A 17182-nucleotide genomic window follows, 5' to 3' on the forward strand; every position below is an offset into this window, starting at 1 on the left:
ATGCAGATCGGTATGACACACCCCGCACGAGGCGATGGTGACCACGACATCGTTCGGGCCGGGATCGGGAATGGTGATCGTCTCGATCGAGACGGGCTCACCCTTCGCCTTGGCGACGACGGCATGAACGGTTTGTGACACAAGCACTCCTGAGGTCAGGTGATGTACGGAGGACGATTCACTCGCCGAGCCAGAGCCTGCGGCGGCACACCTCGAGCAACGCGGACATCGTGTCGCGGTCGAGGGTCGATTCTGTGTCGGGTTCGCGAAGCACTGCGGCGAGCCTGGTGAAGTATTCGGTCGGGCTGATTCCGAACCCGACCAGAATGTCCTCGGCCGGCCCGCCGCCGTAGGGCATCCACCGGGTCGCGAAGTCGATCATGCGCTTCGTTTCCGGGCAGCCGAGAGTCGACGCGAGGGTTTCGGTGGTCGTCCTCAACGGTGTTCCCTTCGTCGATGAATCCGATGTCCAGGTTGTCGTCCTACCGCGAGAAAAGAACCACGCACAACGGCTAGCAATCACTGGCCGAACGGACATCACACGACGCCGCTCCGAGTACTAGGATGCGCACGTGAGCAGCTCTGCCCCGTCGACCCCCGCCAGGTCCGAACCGACCGACTCGCTCGCCGCGCTTCGGGAGGTCCTGACCGGTCCGCTGGTCGAGATAGCTGCTCGTTTTTCGTGGTGGTCGTCGCAGCGGTATCCGCACTCGGCGATGATCATTTTCACCAGGGAATGCACCGGCCGTCCGAGAAAAGTCAGTGGCGACGAGTCGATGACGAGCCGCGTGACGATCAAGGAGCTCGACGACCTCAAGCAGTCGGTGCAGCAGAGTGGGCGCCGAGCTCTGGACGGCCCGGGGCGCCTGGCCGGTGCACAGCGACGTCTCGCGACGCAACTCGACGACACGACCGACACCCTGCTGGTCATGGTGCCCAAATCGGCTGCGCCGCAGTTCGATCCGGACTCCGACGTCGGCGTTGCCTTCGGAATCGTAGCCACCTCCATACGCCATCAGGTGGTCCAGGCGAGTCCTGCGTATCTCGCCGAATCCCTGGCGGCCTCGAGCGAGCGTGCTCGGGTGATCTCGGAGATGGTCGACGCCCACGTCGATACCCTCACGTCCGTGCTGTCCACGCTGCGCTCGAAGGACCTCGATGACGCGCGAGCACGCGCAACCGCCAGCGATACCGCGTCGGCGGCACTGATCGAGCTTCGCTCCATCGAAGAAGCCAACCGTGAGCTGGGGCAGGAAGCAGTGACCACCGCCTTCGCCAGGCTGCAGGGGGAGCTCGCCACTGTGTTGGACCAGTCCTCGATCGACGTCGAATACGTCGCTCCCCCAGTCGACGGAAGACCGGTCCCCGGCGAGATCGCACGCGCGGCGCGAGCCGTGGTTCGGACCGTCGTACTCGCCTACGTGGCTCAGCCGGATGTTCGACGGGTACGTATCGCGTGGGATTGCGACGGAACCAACCTGCTGCTCGAAGTCCGCAACGACGGCCTGCACGCCTGCGACACCGAGACTCTGACCCAACAGCTCTCCGGACGCGTGCACACCCTCCGGGGATCGATCTCGTTCGAATCCACCGCCGGGTGGGGATCACGCGTGAGCATCGCGATTCCTCTCGACCCGCCTCCCGCACGAGCCGACGAACAACTTCTCGCCGCCCTCAACCGTCGCGAGAGAGAAGTTCTCGGCTACCTCGCATACGGCAAGCGCAACAAGGACATTGCCGCGAGCCTCAACATCGGCGAGAGCACGGTGAAGTTCCACGTCGCAAGCATCCTGAGGAAGCTCGAGGTCAAGACCCGCGGTGAAGCGGGTGCCGTGGGCATGAAGGCCGGAATCCGAGCATCGTGACGCGTTCGACCACTCGGGTGAACGACGACCCGTCTCGGCGTGGTCCGACCCAGCGTCGGCGCATCGGCATTCTGCTCTTCGACCAGGTCAAGATGCTCGACTTCGTCGGCCCGGCCGAGGTCTTCCTCGAAGCGAACCAGCGAGTCGACGGCTACGACATCGTCTTCCTCTCGATCGACGGCGGTGACGTGGTGACCTCGATGGGAATGACGGTGTCGGTGAACGCCGCCGTCGCCGACAGCGGCGACTTCGACACCCTCATCGTTCCCGGTAGCGAATCGGCTCCGGCCGTCTTCGAGGACCCGGCGTTGCTCGACGCGGTGGCGCTGCTCGCGCCCCGAGCGCGGCGGGTGGCGTCTATCTGCAGTGGGGCGTTCGCGCTGGCGGGATCCGGTCTGCTCGACGGCCGGAGTGCGACCACTCACTGGAAGTTCACGTCGGCTCTGGCGGAAGGCTTTCCCGACACGCGTGTCCAACCGGATTCGATCTTCGTTCGCGACGGCGACATCTACACCTCGGCCGGGGTCGCTGCCGGAATCGATCTGGCGTTGGCGTTGGTCGAAAGTGATCACGGTGCCCCGATAGCCAGAACGGTCGCGCAACTACTGCTGGTGTACATGCAGCGCTCCGGCGGCCAGTCGCAGTATTCGGTGTCGCTGAAAGGTCCGCCGCCGCGGACCCAGGTCTCTCGCGCTATCACCGACTACATCCATGCCGACCCGACACGACCCGCGAACCTGAGCGCTCTCGCGGCACACGCCAATGTCAGTGTGCGACATCTCAATCGCATCGTGCGCGAGGAACTGGGCACGACGCCTCTCGATTACGTGACCGCGATGCGTCTCGATATCGCGGTAGCCGCACTCGAGTCCGGCTATTCCGTGGCCCGGGCCGCTGCCGACGCAGGATTCGGCACGCCCGCTGCTTTTCGGCGTGCGTTCGTCACCAAGTTCGGGGTGACACCGTCGGATTACCAGAGAAAGTTCCGCACGACCGATCCAGCCCAGTGATAGTCGGCCCCAACGCTTTCGTTCACCTCGGGAGGATCGAACACCGCCGGTCGAAGGTGGCCCTGGCAGGGTTACCGGACCGGCAACCGCCTGGATCTATGGTCGAATCATGCACAACGTGGAGGCGCTCGAGTCCTGGGCGTATTCGCCTGCGGTACTGCTGGATCGGCATCTGACCGTCGAATCGTCCACGATGCTCGCTCGTGCGGTGTCGCCGAGCTTCGCCGAGGGGGTCAATCTGGCCGTGTTCACATTCGTCGACGCCGGTTCGCTCTGCAGCGATCGAGACGATCCCGCCGCCGACCCGCCTACTGGGTGGGAATCGTCGGCGGATCAGGTGGTCGCCATGCTTCGTGAGTCGTTGGATCGGCACGAGCCAGACGACTCCTTTCGCCGCATCGTCGGCGAACTATCCACCCGTAGTTCGGCATTCGCGCAGAAGTGGGCCGGTGAGACCAGCGCGAGAAAAACCGGAACCGTGACGATCGAACATGCCGTCGTCGGTCCGTTGATGCTCGACTACCTGTTGATGCCTGCCGCCGAGGACCACGTCCTGATGGTGCTGCGGCCCCGAACAGCACAGTCGAGGGCAGCTCTACGTCAACTGGCCGACGCGGTCCGATCGTCCGAATCGGACCGAGGAACAACGAACTGAGTGTCGCGGCTGGGGACTCCGGCAACCAGATGCCGGATCGCCGATGCCGACCGACTACCGGGATCGGCGAAGTAGGTGGTGATGAACTGCCCACCCTCGCCGACGATCTCCAAAGTCTGCGAACGGAATTCGACCAGACCGAACGGCTCCACCGGGACGACGGAGATGCTCGACGACAAAGGCCGTACGTCGTGTTTGGCCCACATCCTGCGAAAAGCGCGGCTCTCCACCGACAATCGGCCCACCAACTCCGTCAGTCGCGGGTGACCCGGTGCCGCGTGGAATCGCAGCGCCGACACCATTCGCTGCGCCGTGACGGCCCAGTCCTCCGGAGAGGCGGCACTGTGCTCGTGCGCGAACACATCGAGCATCAGGTTGGTGCCCACTTTCAGGCCCGGCGTCATCAGCGCAGCCGGACCGTTGAGCGCAAGCAGATCGTGATGGCGGTCGGTGATGTACGCCGGCGTGTGGACCCACTGCTCCAACACCCGGGCCGACGCCTCGGTCACTCGCGGCGGAAGCGCCTCGACCACGGCCGGGCCGGACTGCGCGCGCGCCACCCGGTGGAAGTACGCCCGCTCGTCCTCGTCCAAACGCAGAGCCCGACTCAGCGCAGCCAGAACCTGCTCGGAGGGTTGATGATTGCGCCCCTGCTCGAGCCTCAGGTAGTAGTCGGCGCTGATATCGGCGAGCCGGGCGATCTCTTCTCGCCGCAGTCCGCGCACTCGGCGGTTGCCGTCGCGCACCAGACCCACCTGCTCGGGTTGCAGCGATTCCCGGCGCACCCGAAGGAAGTCCGCAAGCAACGAGCGTTCGGCCATCGTCAGGACCTCCTGTCGACAACCATCATCTCCTACCCGCCGTCCCGAATCGAGTACGAATCCGGCCCACTGTCGACCGTTTCAGGACACGACAGCCCGAGACTTGCGCAGATCGATGGTCAACAGCACGAACGCCACCGCCGCGAGCACCGCAATCACGACGGCGAACACCACTCCCGCCGTCACCAGGCCCCATCCGGTCGCCACGGCTCCGGCCCCGATCACCGGTACCGAGATCGCGATGTACAACACGACGAAGAAGGTCGAGGTGACCTCTGCCCGACGGTGCGGAGGAAGCTCGGCACCGATCGTGGACATGCCGTTGGCGAATGTCATGCCCTGACCGACGCCGCAGAGCAGCGCCGCTACCACCAGAATGACCAACGAGGTCAGCAGCAGCGACGCGGCCAGGAACACCAGACCGAGCAGCAGCAGCGCGCATCCCCACCGCTGCGCTGACGCGGGATCGGCAGCGCGCAAAGCAATCTGGGCTGTCGCCGACGCAGCGAAGACCGTGAACACCACTACCCCGGTGACGGCGTGATTGTCGACTCCCAACACACTGCCGATGAATCCCGGCGAGACGGCAGTGAACAGGCCAAGTACGGCGAACCCCGCGAATCCTCCGATCGAGGCGCGCACGAAGGTGCCGCGCACCTCCGGTGGAACGGACAGCCGCTGCATGTGCGGGCGTGCTCCGCCGTCCACGCGCACCGTCTCCGGTGCGAGGAACACCGCCACTGCTGCCGCAGCCAGCAGAACCATGTCGACGACGAACGTCAGACGCAATGGTTGCGGTAGATACTCCGCGAGCAATCCGGCCACCAACGGTCCGAGGCCGAGGCCCCCGATGTTCGCTGCGGTAGCGATCGCGGATGCACGGTCACGCCATCGGTCGGGTACCAACTCGATCAACGTCACCGTCGCGGTACCGACGAAGATGCCGGCCGAGATTCCCGACAACACACGGCCGATCACCAGGGCCGTCAGCGAGCCGGCGGTGACGAACACCACGGCGCTGATCAATCCGAATGCTATGGCCGCCAACAGCATCGGGCGTCGTCCCAACGAGTCGGACCAGCGGCCGAACGCCAACAGAGCTGCGAGTACACCGACGGCATACGCCGCGAACACGAGGGTGACGACGAAGACGGAGAAGTGGAACTCGACCTCGTAGAGCGCATAGAGCGGCGTCGGCATGGTGGTGCCCATCATCGCCACCACGAACGCGAACGCAACTCCGACGAATGCCGTCGCACTCGACACCGACATGCGGGGCGACGACTTTTCGTCCGATCGGGTCACGCTGATCTCCTGTTCTGCAAGGGCCGTCCGTCCTGTGCCGTCGACAAGGAGATCGAACCAGAGCCGGCGAGTACGTGCTCACTCACCGTCCGCCGCCCTCGTAACGAAGGAGTGCGTCCCGCAGCGCGGACCGCGTGGTGATCTGCAATTTGGGAAACACTCGGTACAGATGACCGCCGACAGTACGAGCCGAGAGATACAGCTGTTCGCCGATCTCCTTGTTGGTCAGACCGGCGGCGGCAAGCGACGCGATGCGCAGTTCCTGCCCGGTCAACCCCGAGCCCGCATCGCCCTCACGCGGGTGCGGGCCGGCTCCTGCAGCCTGTAGTTCGTCCTCGGCTCGGCGCAGCCACGTGCGTGCACCCAGTTCTGCGAACAGATCTGCGGCGTACCTCAGCCGACCGCGGCTTTCGATCACCCGGTGGTGGCGGCGCAGCCACTCGCCGTAGACCAGCGCAACCCGCGGCGCATCGAAACACCATCCAGCGGTGCGTAGTTCATGCAGACTCGCCTCGAAGAGCGCCTCGGCTCCGGCCTCCGCCAGCATCGCTTCGGCTGCAGCCAGAAGCGCACTGTGGCGGGCTCCCCAGAAATCGGGCCGGGTTCGGCGCAGTCGGTCGAGATACGTGCGCGCCTCGTCCGACCGCCGCAGCCGTACACAGGATTCGACGTAGTCCAGTATTTCGAGTGGTCCGTACGGAGTGATCGAACAGCGCTCCGCCGAGAGATCGCGGCGGCGCATCCGCTCGTAGGCGACGTCGAAGCGGCCCAGTGCCACCGATTCGGCTGCAGTACAGCTCTTCTCGCAACCAGCGACAGCTGCCACCGAGGATTTCAGCAGGCCCTCCTGCTCGCCGAAGAGGCCATCCGGCAGTCCCGAGGAGACGGCCTCGGCGAACGCAGAGAACTGTCCTCGAGCGGCGAGTGCGGCGAGGTGCCGCAGCCGGGTCAGAGACTCGGCGGCCGGAAACCCAGCTGCGACAGGGCCCACCACGTCCGACAGCCGACAACTGTCGTTCGGATCCCACAGCAAGGTGGGCAACGCCAGCTGCAGCAGTACCGGTTTCCACGGGTCTCCGGTGCGCAGCGAGGCTCGTACCGCGTCCAGCAGCGCCGGGCTGTCGAATGCCCGCACGTGCACTCTCGAACCCGAGACGCCGAGAGACCGCGCGACGAGCACGTTGACCGGATCGAGATGCTGTTCGTATTTGACCGCCCATTGCAGGGCCTGCGCAACCAGTTCGCTGTCACCCGTCAGTGCGCTGTACGCCAGAACCGAACCGATCAACTGGTCGACGACGTCCGGGGCGACCGCATCCGGCAATCGATCGAGAGCCTGCACGACGACGCCGAACGCAGCACGGGGGTCGCCTCCCCGGGCCACGGCGGCAAAGGCTCGGGCCGGAACGGTCTCGGACAGGGCCGCATCGGGATGTCCCGACCGCATCCGGTCCAAGATCGCTACCGCGAGATCGACGAAGCCGGCGAATGCCGCCATGGACGCCGCCCGCACCTCGAGGGCCTGGGCGCGTCCACGATCGGATTCGAGCGCTACTGCACGGCAGAGCAACGCCACTGCCCGGCGGTAGCGCTGCAGCGACGCCAGGTCGTGCGCCCGCTCGTCGAGTGCAGTGACGAGGTGCGCATCGGGCGCTCGGGCTGCGAGTGCCCGATGCACCAGACGCTCGTCGGGCGTCAGCCGACTGTCCACAGCCGATTCGAGGTGAACGGCGATGCGCTCCTCGGCGGTCGAGGAGGCAAGAATCCACAGTTGTGCGACAGTGTCGCCATGTGGGTGGGCGGCCGCGGAGTCGCCACCGTGCTCGCGAGAGACGATGTGTCGCACCGCATCGCCGAGAATGTGACGCCTGGACTTCTCGTCGAGCGCGGCGACCTCGAACGCGCCGATGTCGGCGAGAGTATCGGTGAGGTGGGCGCGGTCGAGCATCGCACCGCCGACGGATGGATCCCGGCTCCAGATCGGCGCAGCGCGAGCGAGTTCGGTCGCGACGAGAGGGTTTCCCTGCGACAGCTCGATGATCGATTGCCGTTGCGCCACTGACGTTTCCGTTCCGTTCAACAGATCGCGCACCGCGTCGTCGGGCAGCGGTCGCACACGGTGGAAGGCGAATTCCCGCCACAACGGCGGCGGGACGGTGTCGACGGTCGTGGCGATACACCGGACATGCGGGCTACGTACCGCCGTCTTCACCGCACGAGCGAGTCGGTCGCGCGAGCCTGCGGGCAACAGATGCAGGTCCTCGATCACCAGCAGCGTCGGCTTCACATCTACGTCTGCCGCCACCAGATCACCCAACAGCCCCTCATCGAGCAGCCCCGCGAGGCACGGCAGATCCACCACCCGGAAACCCAGCGCTGTCGCCTCGTCCGCGATGGTGTTGGCAACCGTGGACTTGCCGATGCCCCGTGCACCCGAGATCACCAGGATCCGCCGGTTCTTCGGCGAAGCGGACAAACACGAGCGGCCCTCACGCAGCACTGCGTCGCGATCCGGTGATGTGGGCATTCGTCCAATATATTTTCACCCGTGTCTGCGCAAGGGTGTTGAATATGGCCCTGGCAGGGACACACTGAACCGGCCGACCACGACTGCGACGGAGGTGACCCGAGCGATGACCGAGAACGCCTCCTCCGGCCCTACCGATCACGGCGTCACCCGCCTCGTCGACTTCGAGCAGCGCGTCGACATCCGAATGTCCCTGTCACCGCTGCGTCGGGGCCGCGGCGACCCCACCTACGAGTCCACGCCGGACGGTGCCGTGTGGCGGACGTCGCGCATGATTTCCGGCCCGGTCACGTACCGATTGGTGCAGGCCTCACCGAGCAGCGTCATGGTGCGAGCCTGGGGACCCGGTGCCGACGAACTGCTCGACGCTGCCCCGGCTCTGCTCGGCCGGGACGACGACGCCTCGAGCTTCGCGCCCGAGCATCCGATTCTGCGCGAGGCACACAGACAACTTCCGCACCTACGCCTCGGCCGGACCGGTCTGGTGCTCGAGGCACTGATACCGGCGATCATCGAGCAACGCGTACACGGCATTTCGGCGTTCGGCTCGTGGCGGTACCTGGTGAGCAAGTTCGGCGACCCCGCACCGGGCCCGACCCCGAAGACGATGTTCGTGTTTCCCACGGCCGACGTGTGGCGACGCATCCCGTCCTGGGACTACCACCGCGCCAACGTCGACCCGGCTCGGTCGAAGACCATAGTCCGTGCCGCGCGCGCAGCCGGACGCCTGGAGGAGGCGTCGAACATGACGCGCGAGGATGCGCAACGCAGGCTGCGCGCGATCCCGGGCGTCGGCATCTGGACCGCGGCCGAGACCGCTCAGCGCGCCCTGGGGGATCCCGACGCGTTGTCGGTGGGCGATTACCACCTGGCCGCGGTGGTGGGGTGGTCGCTGTTGGGCAGACCGATCGACGACGCGGAGATGGTCGAGTATCTGCAGCCCTTGGCACCACATCGACATCGCGCGATTCGGCTCCTGTATCTCAGCGGCAAGGCGACCAAGCCGAAATTCGGGCCACGGACCGCGCTGGTGGACCACACCTGGCACTGATCCCGGCCTGCTCGTACAGTCGAGTTGTTCGCCGACCTAAGGAGTAGTTCGTGGTTGCTATCGGTACGTCCGATCTGGACATCTTTCCGCTTGCCCTCGGCGGGAACACCTTCGGCTGGACCAGCGACGAGGACACGTCCTTCGACATCCTGGACGCGTTCACCGCAGGAGGTGGCAATTTCGTCGACACGGCCGACTCGTACTCGGCGTTCGCCGACGGCAACTCCGGCGGCGAATCCGAAACGATCATCGGCAAATGGATGACGGCCCGCGGCAACCGCGACGACGTCGTTCTCGCGACCAAGGTGAGCCAGCATCCCGAGTTCCGCGGTCTGGCACCGGGCAACATTCGGGCCGCAGCCGACGCCTCCCTGGCCAGGCTGCAGACCGATCACATCGACGTCTACTACGCCCACTACGACGACGACAAGACGCCGTTGGTCGAGTCCCTGGCCGCGTTCGACGACCTGGTCCGGGCAGGCAAAGTTCGGCACGTCGCCATCTCGAACTACTCCCCCGCGCGGGTCCGCGAGTGGCTGGGCCTGGCGAAAGACAACGGTTTTGCGGCACCGATCGCACTGCAACCGCACTACAACCTCGTTGCCCGTCGCGACTACGAGGGTGAACTGCAAGCCATCGCCATCGCCGTCGACAACGGCCTCGGGGTGTTTCCGTATTTCTCCCTCGCCGCCGGCTTCCTGACGGGTAAGTACCGCACCCGGGAGGATCTGGCCGGTACCCAGCGCGAGCGACTGACGACGGGCTATTTCTCCGAGGCAGGCCTGGCTGTGGTGCAGGGCCTGCAGGAGATCGCCGATTCCCGCTCGGCCGAGTTGTCGAGTGTGGCTCTCGCCTGGTTGCTCGCTCGACCGGGCATCACCGCACCGATCGCGAGCGCGAGCTCGCTCGCCCAGGTACCGGCTCTGCTCGACGCGCCGACACTGCGTCTGACCAGCCACGAGGTGGATACACTCACCGGACTGTCCGACGCGGTGGCATAGGACACGAAAGTTGTAGTCAGCAACGGGAACAGAATCAGCTCCTGCGCTGCTGACCTTCGGGTGGCCCCAGCATCGAACACATCCGTAACCAGCGCGCAGGTGACCGACACGCGCGAGAGCAGCACGTCGGCTCCTACAACCGAGCCGACGTCACGCGAGCGCCTCCGGGTGATCCTCGTACTCGGCGCGCTCATCGCCCTCGGTCCACTGACCATCGACATGTACCTGCCGGCACTTCCTGCCATCGCCGAGGATCTGAACACCCCGTCGTCTGCAGTGCAGCTCACGCTCGCGGGTACGTTGGTCGGCCTCGCGCTCGGCCAGCTGGTCATCGGGCCGCTGTCGGACATCATGGGCCGACGACTGCCCCTCATCGTGGGCACCGGAGTGCACATTCTGGCGTCGCTCGCCTGCATCGTTGCTCCCAACATCGCCGTGCTCGGCGGCCTGCGTGTGATTCAGGGTCTCGGTGCCGCTGCTGCTGCCGTGGTCGCCATGGCCATCGTTCGAGACCTGTTCAGCGGGCGCGCCGCCGCGACGGTCCTGTCTCGCCTGATGCTCGTCATGGGCGTCGCTCCCGTGCTGGCACCGTCGCTCGGCGGTGCGGTACTTCTCGTCGGTTCCTGGCGGCTCGTGTTCGCAGCGTTGGCGATCATGGGCGTGGCGTTGATGACGCTGGCAATCGTGTCGCTGCGCGAGTCCCTGCCGCCCGAGCGTCGTCGGGCCAGTGGCGTCATGCCGGTTCTGCGGACCTACCGATCGCTGCTGCGGGACACCCAGTTCGTCGTCCTCGTCATGGTCGCTGCCCTGGCCATGTCGGCACTCTTCGCGTACGTCGCCGGTTCGTCGTTCGTCCTGCAGGAGGAGTTCGGCCTCGACGAGCAACAATTCGCCATCGTCTTCGCGGCCGGTGCGATCTCTCTGATCGGTGCATCCCAGCTCAACGTCCTGCTGTTGGGACGCTTCGCACCGGTGCAGATCGTCCTGTCGGCGCTGTCCTTCGGCGTCGTCGCCGGCGCGGTCATGGTCGTCCTGGCGGTCACCGGGGTCGGCGGAATGGCTGGGTTCGTCGTCCCGCTGTGGTTCGTACTCGGGGCCGTCGGGTTCGTCATGCCCAACGCGCCCGCGCTGGCGCTGTCCCGCCACGGGGAAGCGGCAGGCGGCGCAGCTGCACTACTCGGTGCCGCGCAGTTCGGGCTCGGGGCGATCGTCGCACCGATCGTCGGTGCACTGGGCAACGACGCGATCGCCGTCTCGACGACGATGGTCGCCACCTCGGCGGCGGCGCTGATCGCACTCGGGTCGGTGACCGTCCTGTCCGCACGTCGATGACCTCACTCGCGTCATCGTGTGGGCCATGGCGGTCACCCCACTAGGGTGACCGCCATGGCCGAACGCGAGCGCGACCCGCAGGGCAAGCCCCTCAACGCCCGGCCGCGCGACGGCCTCGGCCGCCCGCTGGCCCGCGGCGGTACCGGAACACCCCGGGTTCCCGACGATCTCCGTCTTCCACCGGACGCCGCCCTCACCGAAGCGCAGCGATTCCTGGACGCACGTATGCCGTTTCACGCCCACGAGGTACTCGAGGGCACGTGGAAGAGCTGCGTCCCGGACGAACGCGAGCTGTGGCAGGGCCTCGCGCAACTGGCCGTCGGATTGACGCACCTGATGCGAGGAAACCGCGTAGGTGCCGCTTCGTTGCTCCGCCAAGGACACGACCGCCTGATCGGTTACGAGGTCGAGCCCCCGCACCGGATCGACGTGACGGGTCTGCTCGGCTGGTCCGAGGACCTGCTCGAGGACCTGGAGACGGGAACGCTACCGAGCTCACCAGGCGTTCCCGTACTGCGCCGGGCGGTGGAATCGGGATCCGACGGGGGCGTCCTGGCGCACCGGCCGGACTCGAGCTAGCCTGAGGGAATTAGGTAAGGCTAGGACAATCTTCACCGGAAGTGGGGTTCCTCGGCGTGACCGTGTTCGCACCGCTGAAACTCGCCCATCGCGAGACGATCAGCCCAGCTCAGCTCGGACGTACCTTCTGCACCGAGGTCGCCGAACAGGTTCCCTACTGGGTCGCTGTCCTGACCCCGGCCGAACGTCCGCTGCAGGTCACGCCGTCTCCGCTCCGTGAGCGCACCACGGTCACGCTGCCCGTTCCCGCGAACACCCTCCGGCTCGACGCTCGGCTGCTCGCCGCGCTCGGATCTGCGGTGTCCACGTGGCAGCGAGACAACCGCCGAGGCTCGTCGTCGGGCGTCCTGGTCGATATCGACGTCGACGACACCGGATTCGTCCATCCCGTCCGGCTCCCCGCCGTTCCGGTCGACGCCCTCACCGAATCCGCCCGCGCCTCGTACCTCGTCGACGACGTCTGCAGACGGCTGGACTCGGCACCTCACGGTGGCCGCGACTACCCGCTGACCCGGAACTACCCCGCGCTGGCCTGCCGCCCGGGAGCGCAGATTCTGTTCCGCCACGATGTATCCGAAGCCGACGCCGGCCATGGCGAGCCCAGCGGCTACGCCATCGACATCGCGATCGGCGAGACGGAATCAGGGCTCGTGTCGGCCCGAATCACCTGGTCCACCGGCATCGAGGGAATGGACGAACTGGTCCGGCTGTGGGCCGCAGCGACCACCGAGCTGACGGCAGTGCCCTCGTAACAGCCGGATTCGCTACAGGCTTTTCAGCAGCCTCACGTCGTCGTCGATTCCCTCGGCCGGGGTTTCGAGGATCACCGGTGCATCGGCGGCGAGCGCGACGGCCGTCAGAATGTCCGCGTCGATCGTTCCGGTGCCCAGGTTCGCGTGCCGGTCGCGGGCAGAGTCGAACTCGTCGCGCGAATTGTTCAGATGCACCAGGTCGATTCGTCCGGTGATCGCCTTGATGCGATCGACCACGTCGATCAGGTCTTCGCCGCCGGCCCACGCATGACAGGTGTCGAGACAGAAACCGGCACCGAACTCCCCGATGGCGTCCCACAACCGCGCGATGTCGTCGAAGCGCCTCGCCATCGCCGAGTCTCCGCCGGCAGTGTTCTCGACAAAGATCGGTACGCCGAAACCACCCTGCTCGGCCTGACGCTCGAACAGCTTGCGCCAGTTGTCGATTCCCTTGGCGGTGTCCTCGCCCTCTCGGACGTGACCGCCGTGCACCACCAAACCGATCGCACCGATCTCGGCAGCTGCTGCGGCCTGTTCGACGACCGCTTTGCGGGACGGGATTCGGATGCGATTGTTCAGGCTCGCCACGTTCAGAACATAGGACGAGTGCACCACCACATCGACGTCTCCGGTCAACAGAGCCTCACCTTGGGGGTGCGGGGTGAGCTTGTTCCACTTCTGCGGATCCGTCAGAAACATCTGGACCAGGTCGACGCCGAGCGTCTCGGCCGTGCCCAGAGGGTCGCTGCTGTCGCGGACATGTGCTCCGATGCGCATGACGCCCATCATAGGGGTCGAGTTCAGGGTCTCCCCTGATAGCGACCGGGCCCGAACACTGAAACACTGGCACCCATGAGCGACATTGCCGCACGTGCGGTCGACGTATCGAAGGTCTACGGTTCTGGCGACACCCAGGTGCACGCACTGTCCGGGGTGAACGTCGAGTTCGCCCGCGGAGAATTCACCGCCATCATGGGCCCGTCCGGCTCGGGCAAATCCACACTGATGCATTGCCTGGCCGGGTTGGACACCGCGTCCTCGGGCACGGTCACGATCGGTGACACCGAGCTGACGGCGCTGTCCGACAAGGAGATGACCGGGTTACGAAGGGACCGAATCGGTTTCGTGTTCCAGGCCTTCAATTTGGTGCCCACCCTGACCGCGCTCGAGAACATCACTCTGCCGCTCGACATCGCCGGACGCACCCCGGATCAGGGCTGGCTCGATACCGTCGTCGACCGACTGGGCCTGCGCGACCGCCTGGGCCATCGCCCGAGCGAACTCTCGGGTGGGCAGCAACAGCGCGTGGCGTGCGCTCGTGCACTGGCCGGTCGACCCGACATCGTGTTCGGCGACGAGCCGACGGGCAACCTGGACTCCCGCTCGTCCGGTGAGGTGCTGTCGATTCTGCGCACGGCCGCAGACGAATTCGATCAGACCGTCGTCATCGTCACCCACGACCCACGAGCGGCCAGTTACGCCGACCGCGTCGTGTTCCTGGCCGACGGAGCTGTCATCGATCAACTGGCATCGCCCACCGCCGACGCCGTCCTCGAGCGCATGAAGAAGCTGGAAACGGTCCACTGATGTCGCACTCGGTCGCCAAGAAATCGAATCCCGACAAGGCCCCGACGCGGGCCGCGTCGGGCAACCCCATGCGTAAGGTGTCGCTGCGAAACCTTGCCGCCCACAAGGTTCGGCTGGCACTGACAGTTCTGTCCGTCGTACTCGGAACCGCGTTCGTCGCAGGCTCGTTCGTCTTCACCGACACGCTGCAGCGCACGTTCTCGTCACTGTTCGCCGACACCGCACAGGGAGCCGACGTTCGAGTCGCCCCCGAGGATGCGCGATCGAGCGGAGTACCCAACGAGGACATCGCCGCCATCTCGGCGCTTCCCGGCGTGCGTGCTGTCTCTCCGTATGTAGGAGGACAACTCGTTCTGCTGGGTAAAGACGGTGCCGCAGTGCAATCCGGCGGAGCACCGACGATCGGCGAGTCCTACCTGCCGGACGAGCAGCGGCTCGGCGATCCGGCGACATTCGTCTCCGGCTCGGCCCCCACCGCGCCCGGCCAGGTCGCGATCAACGCAGGTGGTGCCGATCGAGCGGGCCTGACGGTGGGCGACGCGACCCAGGTACTCGTGCCGTCCAAGGGGATCACCGACATCACGATCTCCGGAATCTATTCCACTGCAACAGAATCCGGTGGTTTCATCGGGGTTCAGTTTGTGCAGAGCCAGGCGAACGAGTTGTTCACCGACGGTGCGCACGTGCAGTACATCGACGTCGCGGGCAACGATCTCGCCGCACAGGGCAAGACGCAGAGCGACCTCAGGGACGAGATCGCCGCCGCGTTCCCGGATCTGAAAGTGCAGACCGCTGCCGACGTCCAGGCCGAAACCAAGGCCGAGGTCGAGTCGGCACTGTCGTTCATCACGTACTTCCTCCTCGCGTTCGGCGCTATTGCACTGCTCGTCGGCACGTTCATCATCTACAACACGTTCTCGATGATCGTCGCTCAGCGGGTACGCGAACTGGCGCTGCTTCGCGCCATCGGAGCCAGCCGTGGGCAGGTCAGTCGCTCGGTCGTACTCGAAGCGGTCGTCGTCGGCGTCATCGGAAGTGTGCTGGGGTTCGCCGGCGGCGTCGGACTGGCGTACGGATTGCGCGCTCTGCTCAATGCCTTCGACCTCGGGTTGCCGTCGGGCCCACTCGCCCTCGAACCACGCACCGTCGTCGTCGCCTTCGCGGTGGGCATCATCGTCACCGTCCTCAGCGCCTACGCACCGGCGCGGCGAGCAGCCAAGATTCCACCGGTGGCCGCAATGCGCGAGGAGTTCGCGTCCGCCGGCGACACCCTGCGAACCCGGACGTTCATCGGCGTCGGACTGGGTATTGCCGGAGCGGCAGCGATAGTCATCGGCGCTCAGTCGACCGGCGGCGCTGCCGCAGCAACCGTCGGCGTCGGCGCGGTGGCGGCGATCGTGGCCACGGCCCTGGCCGCACCGTCGTTGTCACGGCCCGTCGTGGGAGCGCTCGGGGCCGTCCTCACCCGGCCGTTCGGTGCGATCGGTCGCTTGGCCAGAACCAACTCGGTGCGCAATCCGCGCCGCACGGCAGCCACCGCATTCGCGTTGATGCTCGGCCTCATGCTCGTCACCGTCATCGGGGTACTCGGGTCGACGGCGAAGGCGAGTGTCGATTCACTCGTCGACACCGGCGTCGAAGCCGACTACATCCTGTCCGGTCCACAGTCGATCGGTGTCCCGGCCGGAGCCACGGCGGCCGCACAACAGGTCGACGGGGTGGAACGAACCGCTGTGCTGCATCCGGTGTTCGTCACGATCGCCGGAGAAGAAGAATTCGGCGCTGCCATCGACGGCTCCCCGGAAGGGCTGCTCGACCTGTCCATGGTTCGGGGCACCGCAGACCTCGAGAGCAACGGCTTCTCGGTGTCCGAGACCGAAGCGTCCACCAAGGGCTGGGACATCGGCACCCAGGTCGTGTTCGACTCCGTCGACGGAGCTTCGGTTCCCGTCACCGTCACCGGTGTGTTCACCGACAACCCACTGATCGGCAGTTGGATCGTCTCGGGCGACATCTACGAGAAGGTGACGCCGTCCATCACGCGGTCGGATCTGCTGGTCCTCGTCAAAGCCGCGCCCGGAACCGACCTCGGTACGCTGCGCACCGACCTCGAGGCTGCGACCAAACCGTCCGTGGTGGTGCAGGTACAGGACGTCGAAGAATTCAAGGGCAGCCAAGGCCAGCAGATCGACACACTGCTCGCGGTGCTGTACGGACTGCTCGCCCTGGCCGTGGTCATCGCGGTGCTGGGCATCGTCAACACCCTCGCGCTGTCGGTCGTCGAACGTCGACGCGAGATCGGCATGCTCAGGGCGATAGGAATGCAGCGACCGCAGGTGCGGCGCATCATCTACCTCGAGTCGCTGCTCATCGCCCTGTTCGGTGCCATCGTCGGCGTCGCCCTCGGCATCGCCTTCGGGTGGGGCTTCGTCCAGACCCTGCGCGACGAGGGCCTGGGTGCCATGACGGTGCCCTGGGGGCAGGTCGTCGCAATGCTTCTCGGGTCCGCGGTGGTCGGAGTGCTGGCTGCTCTGTGGCCTGCCGTTCGGGCCGCGCGCACCAAACCGCTGGAGGCGATAGCCGACCTCTGATCGGGGTCGGCGATAGCCGACCTCTGATCAGGGTCGCCCCGACACCGGGCATTTCGTAACGACACCCGTTCGTTACGAAATGTCCGGTTTTCGGCTTGCGCGGAAA

General features: G+C 66.1%; 15 protein-coding genes and 1 pseudogene. 10 read left to right on the top strand and 6 right to left on the bottom strand.

Annotated elements, in window-relative coordinates:
- Together CH285_RS28500 and CH285_RS24305 are read right to left on the bottom strand one after the other, a co-directional pair.
- Positions 1–141, bottom strand: a pseudogene (locus CH285_RS28500) (S-(hydroxymethyl)mycothiol dehydrogenase); the annotation flags it as partial.
- A 37-nt stretch (positions 142–178) separates the two neighbouring features.
- The gene (locus CH285_RS24305; RefSeq protein WP_230074136.1) at positions 179–439 is read right to left on the bottom strand and encodes a DUF3263 domain-containing protein; all 261 of its coding nucleotides are present in this window, start codon (positions 437–439) and stop codon (positions 179–181) included.
- Positions 440–572: 133 nt separating this feature from the next.
- Between CH285_RS24305 and CH285_RS24315 the strand changes: the two genes are divergently transcribed.
- From CH285_RS24315 to CH285_RS24325, 3 genes are all read left to right on the top strand, one after another.
- The gene (locus tag CH285_RS24315) at positions 573–1865 is read left to right on the top strand and encodes a helix-turn-helix transcriptional regulator (RefSeq protein ID WP_255032478.1); all 1293 of its coding nucleotides are present in this window, start codon (positions 573–575) and stop codon (positions 1863–1865) included.
- Positions 1862–2875 (top strand): GlxA family transcriptional regulator, encoded by a 1014-nt coding sequence (locus CH285_RS24320; protein ID WP_255032479.1) that lies wholly within the window; start codon positions 1862–1864, stop codon positions 2873–2875. Before CH285_RS24315 ends, CH285_RS24320 begins: the two co-directional genes overlap by 4 nt.
- Before the next feature lie 109 nt (positions 2876–2984).
- Positions 2985–3530, top strand: a complete 546-nt coding sequence (locus CH285_RS24325; RefSeq protein WP_032369947.1) for an MmyB family transcriptional regulator — start codon at positions 2985–2987, stop codon at positions 3528–3530.
- On the opposite strand, the gene CH285_RS24330 is transcribed toward CH285_RS24325, so the two are convergent.
- From CH285_RS24330 to CH285_RS24340, 3 genes are all read right to left on the bottom strand, one after another.
- Positions 3476–4351, bottom strand: a complete 876-nt coding sequence (locus tag CH285_RS24330; protein ID WP_052053602.1) for a helix-turn-helix transcriptional regulator — start codon at positions 4349–4351, stop codon at positions 3476–3478. The two genes, CH285_RS24325 and CH285_RS24330, sit on opposite strands and share 55 nt — an antisense overlap.
- Before the next feature lie 81 nt (positions 4352–4432).
- Positions 4433–5623, bottom strand: coding sequence for an MFS transporter (locus CH285_RS24335; protein WP_032369948.1), 1191 nt, complete (start codon positions 5621–5623; stop codon positions 4433–4435).
- Positions 5624–5738: 115 nt separating this feature from the next.
- Positions 5739–8183 carry a helix-turn-helix transcriptional regulator gene (locus CH285_RS24340; RefSeq protein ID WP_080729179.1) on the bottom strand — a complete coding sequence of 815 codons (2445 nt, stop codon included), beginning with the start codon at positions 8181–8183 and terminating at the stop codon, positions 5739–5741.
- 106 nt (positions 8184–8289) lie between these two features.
- Here CH285_RS24340 and CH285_RS24345 point away from each other — a divergent pair, with 106 nt between their 5' ends.
- The 5 genes from CH285_RS24345 (at position 8290) to CH285_RS24365 (ending at position 12898) form a co-directional block, all read left to right on the top strand.
- Positions 8290–9234 carry a DNA-3-methyladenine glycosylase family protein gene (locus tag CH285_RS24345; RefSeq protein ID WP_032369950.1) on the top strand — a complete coding sequence of 315 codons (945 nt, stop codon included), beginning with the start codon at positions 8290–8292 and terminating at the stop codon, positions 9232–9234.
- Positions 9235–9284: 50 nt separating this feature from the next.
- Positions 9285–10235 (top strand): aldo/keto reductase, encoded by a 951-nt coding sequence (locus CH285_RS24350; RefSeq protein ID WP_032369951.1) that lies wholly within the window; start codon positions 9285–9287, stop codon positions 10233–10235.
- Between the two features lie 99 nt (positions 10236–10334).
- Positions 10335–11567 (top strand): multidrug effflux MFS transporter, encoded by a 1233-nt coding sequence (locus tag CH285_RS24355; protein ID WP_032369952.1) that lies wholly within the window; start codon positions 10335–10337, stop codon positions 11565–11567.
- A 54-nt stretch (positions 11568–11621) separates the two neighbouring features.
- Complete coding sequence (locus CH285_RS24360) at positions 11622–12146, top strand: DUF309 domain-containing protein (protein WP_052068798.1); 525 nt, start codon at positions 11622–11624, stop codon at positions 12144–12146.
- Between the two features lie 56 nt (positions 12147–12202).
- The gene (locus tag CH285_RS24365) at positions 12203–12898 is read left to right on the top strand and encodes a hypothetical protein (RefSeq protein WP_141214566.1); all 696 of its coding nucleotides are present in this window, start codon (positions 12203–12205) and stop codon (positions 12896–12898) included.
- Positions 12899–12910: 12 nt separating this feature from the next.
- On the opposite strand, the gene CH285_RS24370 is transcribed toward CH285_RS24365, so the two are convergent.
- The gene (locus tag CH285_RS24370) at positions 12911–13675 is read right to left on the bottom strand and encodes a deoxyribonuclease IV (RefSeq protein WP_027495204.1); all 765 of its coding nucleotides are present in this window, start codon (positions 13673–13675) and stop codon (positions 12911–12913) included.
- Between the two features lie 75 nt (positions 13676–13750).
- Here CH285_RS24370 and CH285_RS24375 point away from each other — a divergent pair, with 75 nt between their 5' ends.
- Both CH285_RS24375 and CH285_RS24380 read left to right on the top strand, forming a co-directional pair.
- Positions 13751–14485, top strand: coding sequence for an ABC transporter ATP-binding protein (locus CH285_RS24375; RefSeq protein WP_032367760.1), 735 nt, complete (start codon positions 13751–13753; stop codon positions 14483–14485).
- Positions 14486–14553: 68 nt separating this feature from the next.
- Complete coding sequence (locus CH285_RS24380; protein WP_032370048.1) at positions 14554–17076, top strand: ABC transporter permease; 2523 nt, start codon at positions 14554–14556, stop codon at positions 17074–17076.
- The last annotated feature ends 106 nt before the right edge of the window (positions 17077–17182 follow it).

Origin of the sequence: Rhodococcus sp. 05-2256-B1 (assembly GCF_002258465.1) — a bacterium.
In the GTDB taxonomy this organism is placed as follows: Bacteria; Actinomycetota; Actinomycetes; order Mycobacteriales; family Mycobacteriaceae; genus Rhodococcoides; species Rhodococcoides fascians.

Coding starts and splice junctions, on each gene's coding strand:
- CH285_RS24360 (WP_052068798.1), top strand. CDS start 11,622: ATGGCCGAACGCGAGCGCGACCCGCAGGGCAAGCCCCTCAACGCCCGG.
- CH285_RS24330 (WP_052053602.1), bottom strand. CDS start 4,351: ATGGCCGAACGCTCGTTGCTTGCGGACTTCCTTCGGGTGCGCCGGGAA.
- CH285_RS24340 (WP_080729179.1), bottom strand. CDS start 8,183: ATGCCCACATCACCGGATCGCGACGCAGTGCTGCGTGAGGGCCGCTCG.
- CH285_RS24375 (WP_032367760.1), top strand. CDS start 13,751: ATGAGCGACATTGCCGCACGTGCGGTCGACGTATCGAAGGTCTACGGT.
- CH285_RS24380 (WP_032370048.1), top strand. CDS start 14,554: ATGCGTAAGGTGTCGCTGCGAAACCTTGCCGCCCACAAGGTTCGGCTG.
- CH285_RS24345 (WP_032369950.1), top strand. CDS start 8,290: ATGACCGAGAACGCCTCCTCCGGCCCTACCGATCACGGCGTCACCCGC.
- CH285_RS24325 (WP_032369947.1), top strand. CDS start 2,985: ATGCACAACGTGGAGGCGCTCGAGTCCTGGGCGTATTCGCCTGCGGTA.
- CH285_RS24370 (WP_027495204.1), bottom strand. CDS start 13,675: ATGCGCATCGGAGCACATGTCCGCGACAGCAGCGACCCTCTGGGCACG.
- CH285_RS24335 (WP_032369948.1), bottom strand. CDS start 5,623: ATGTCGGTGTCGAGTGCGACGGCATTCGTCGGAGTTGCGTTCGCGTTC.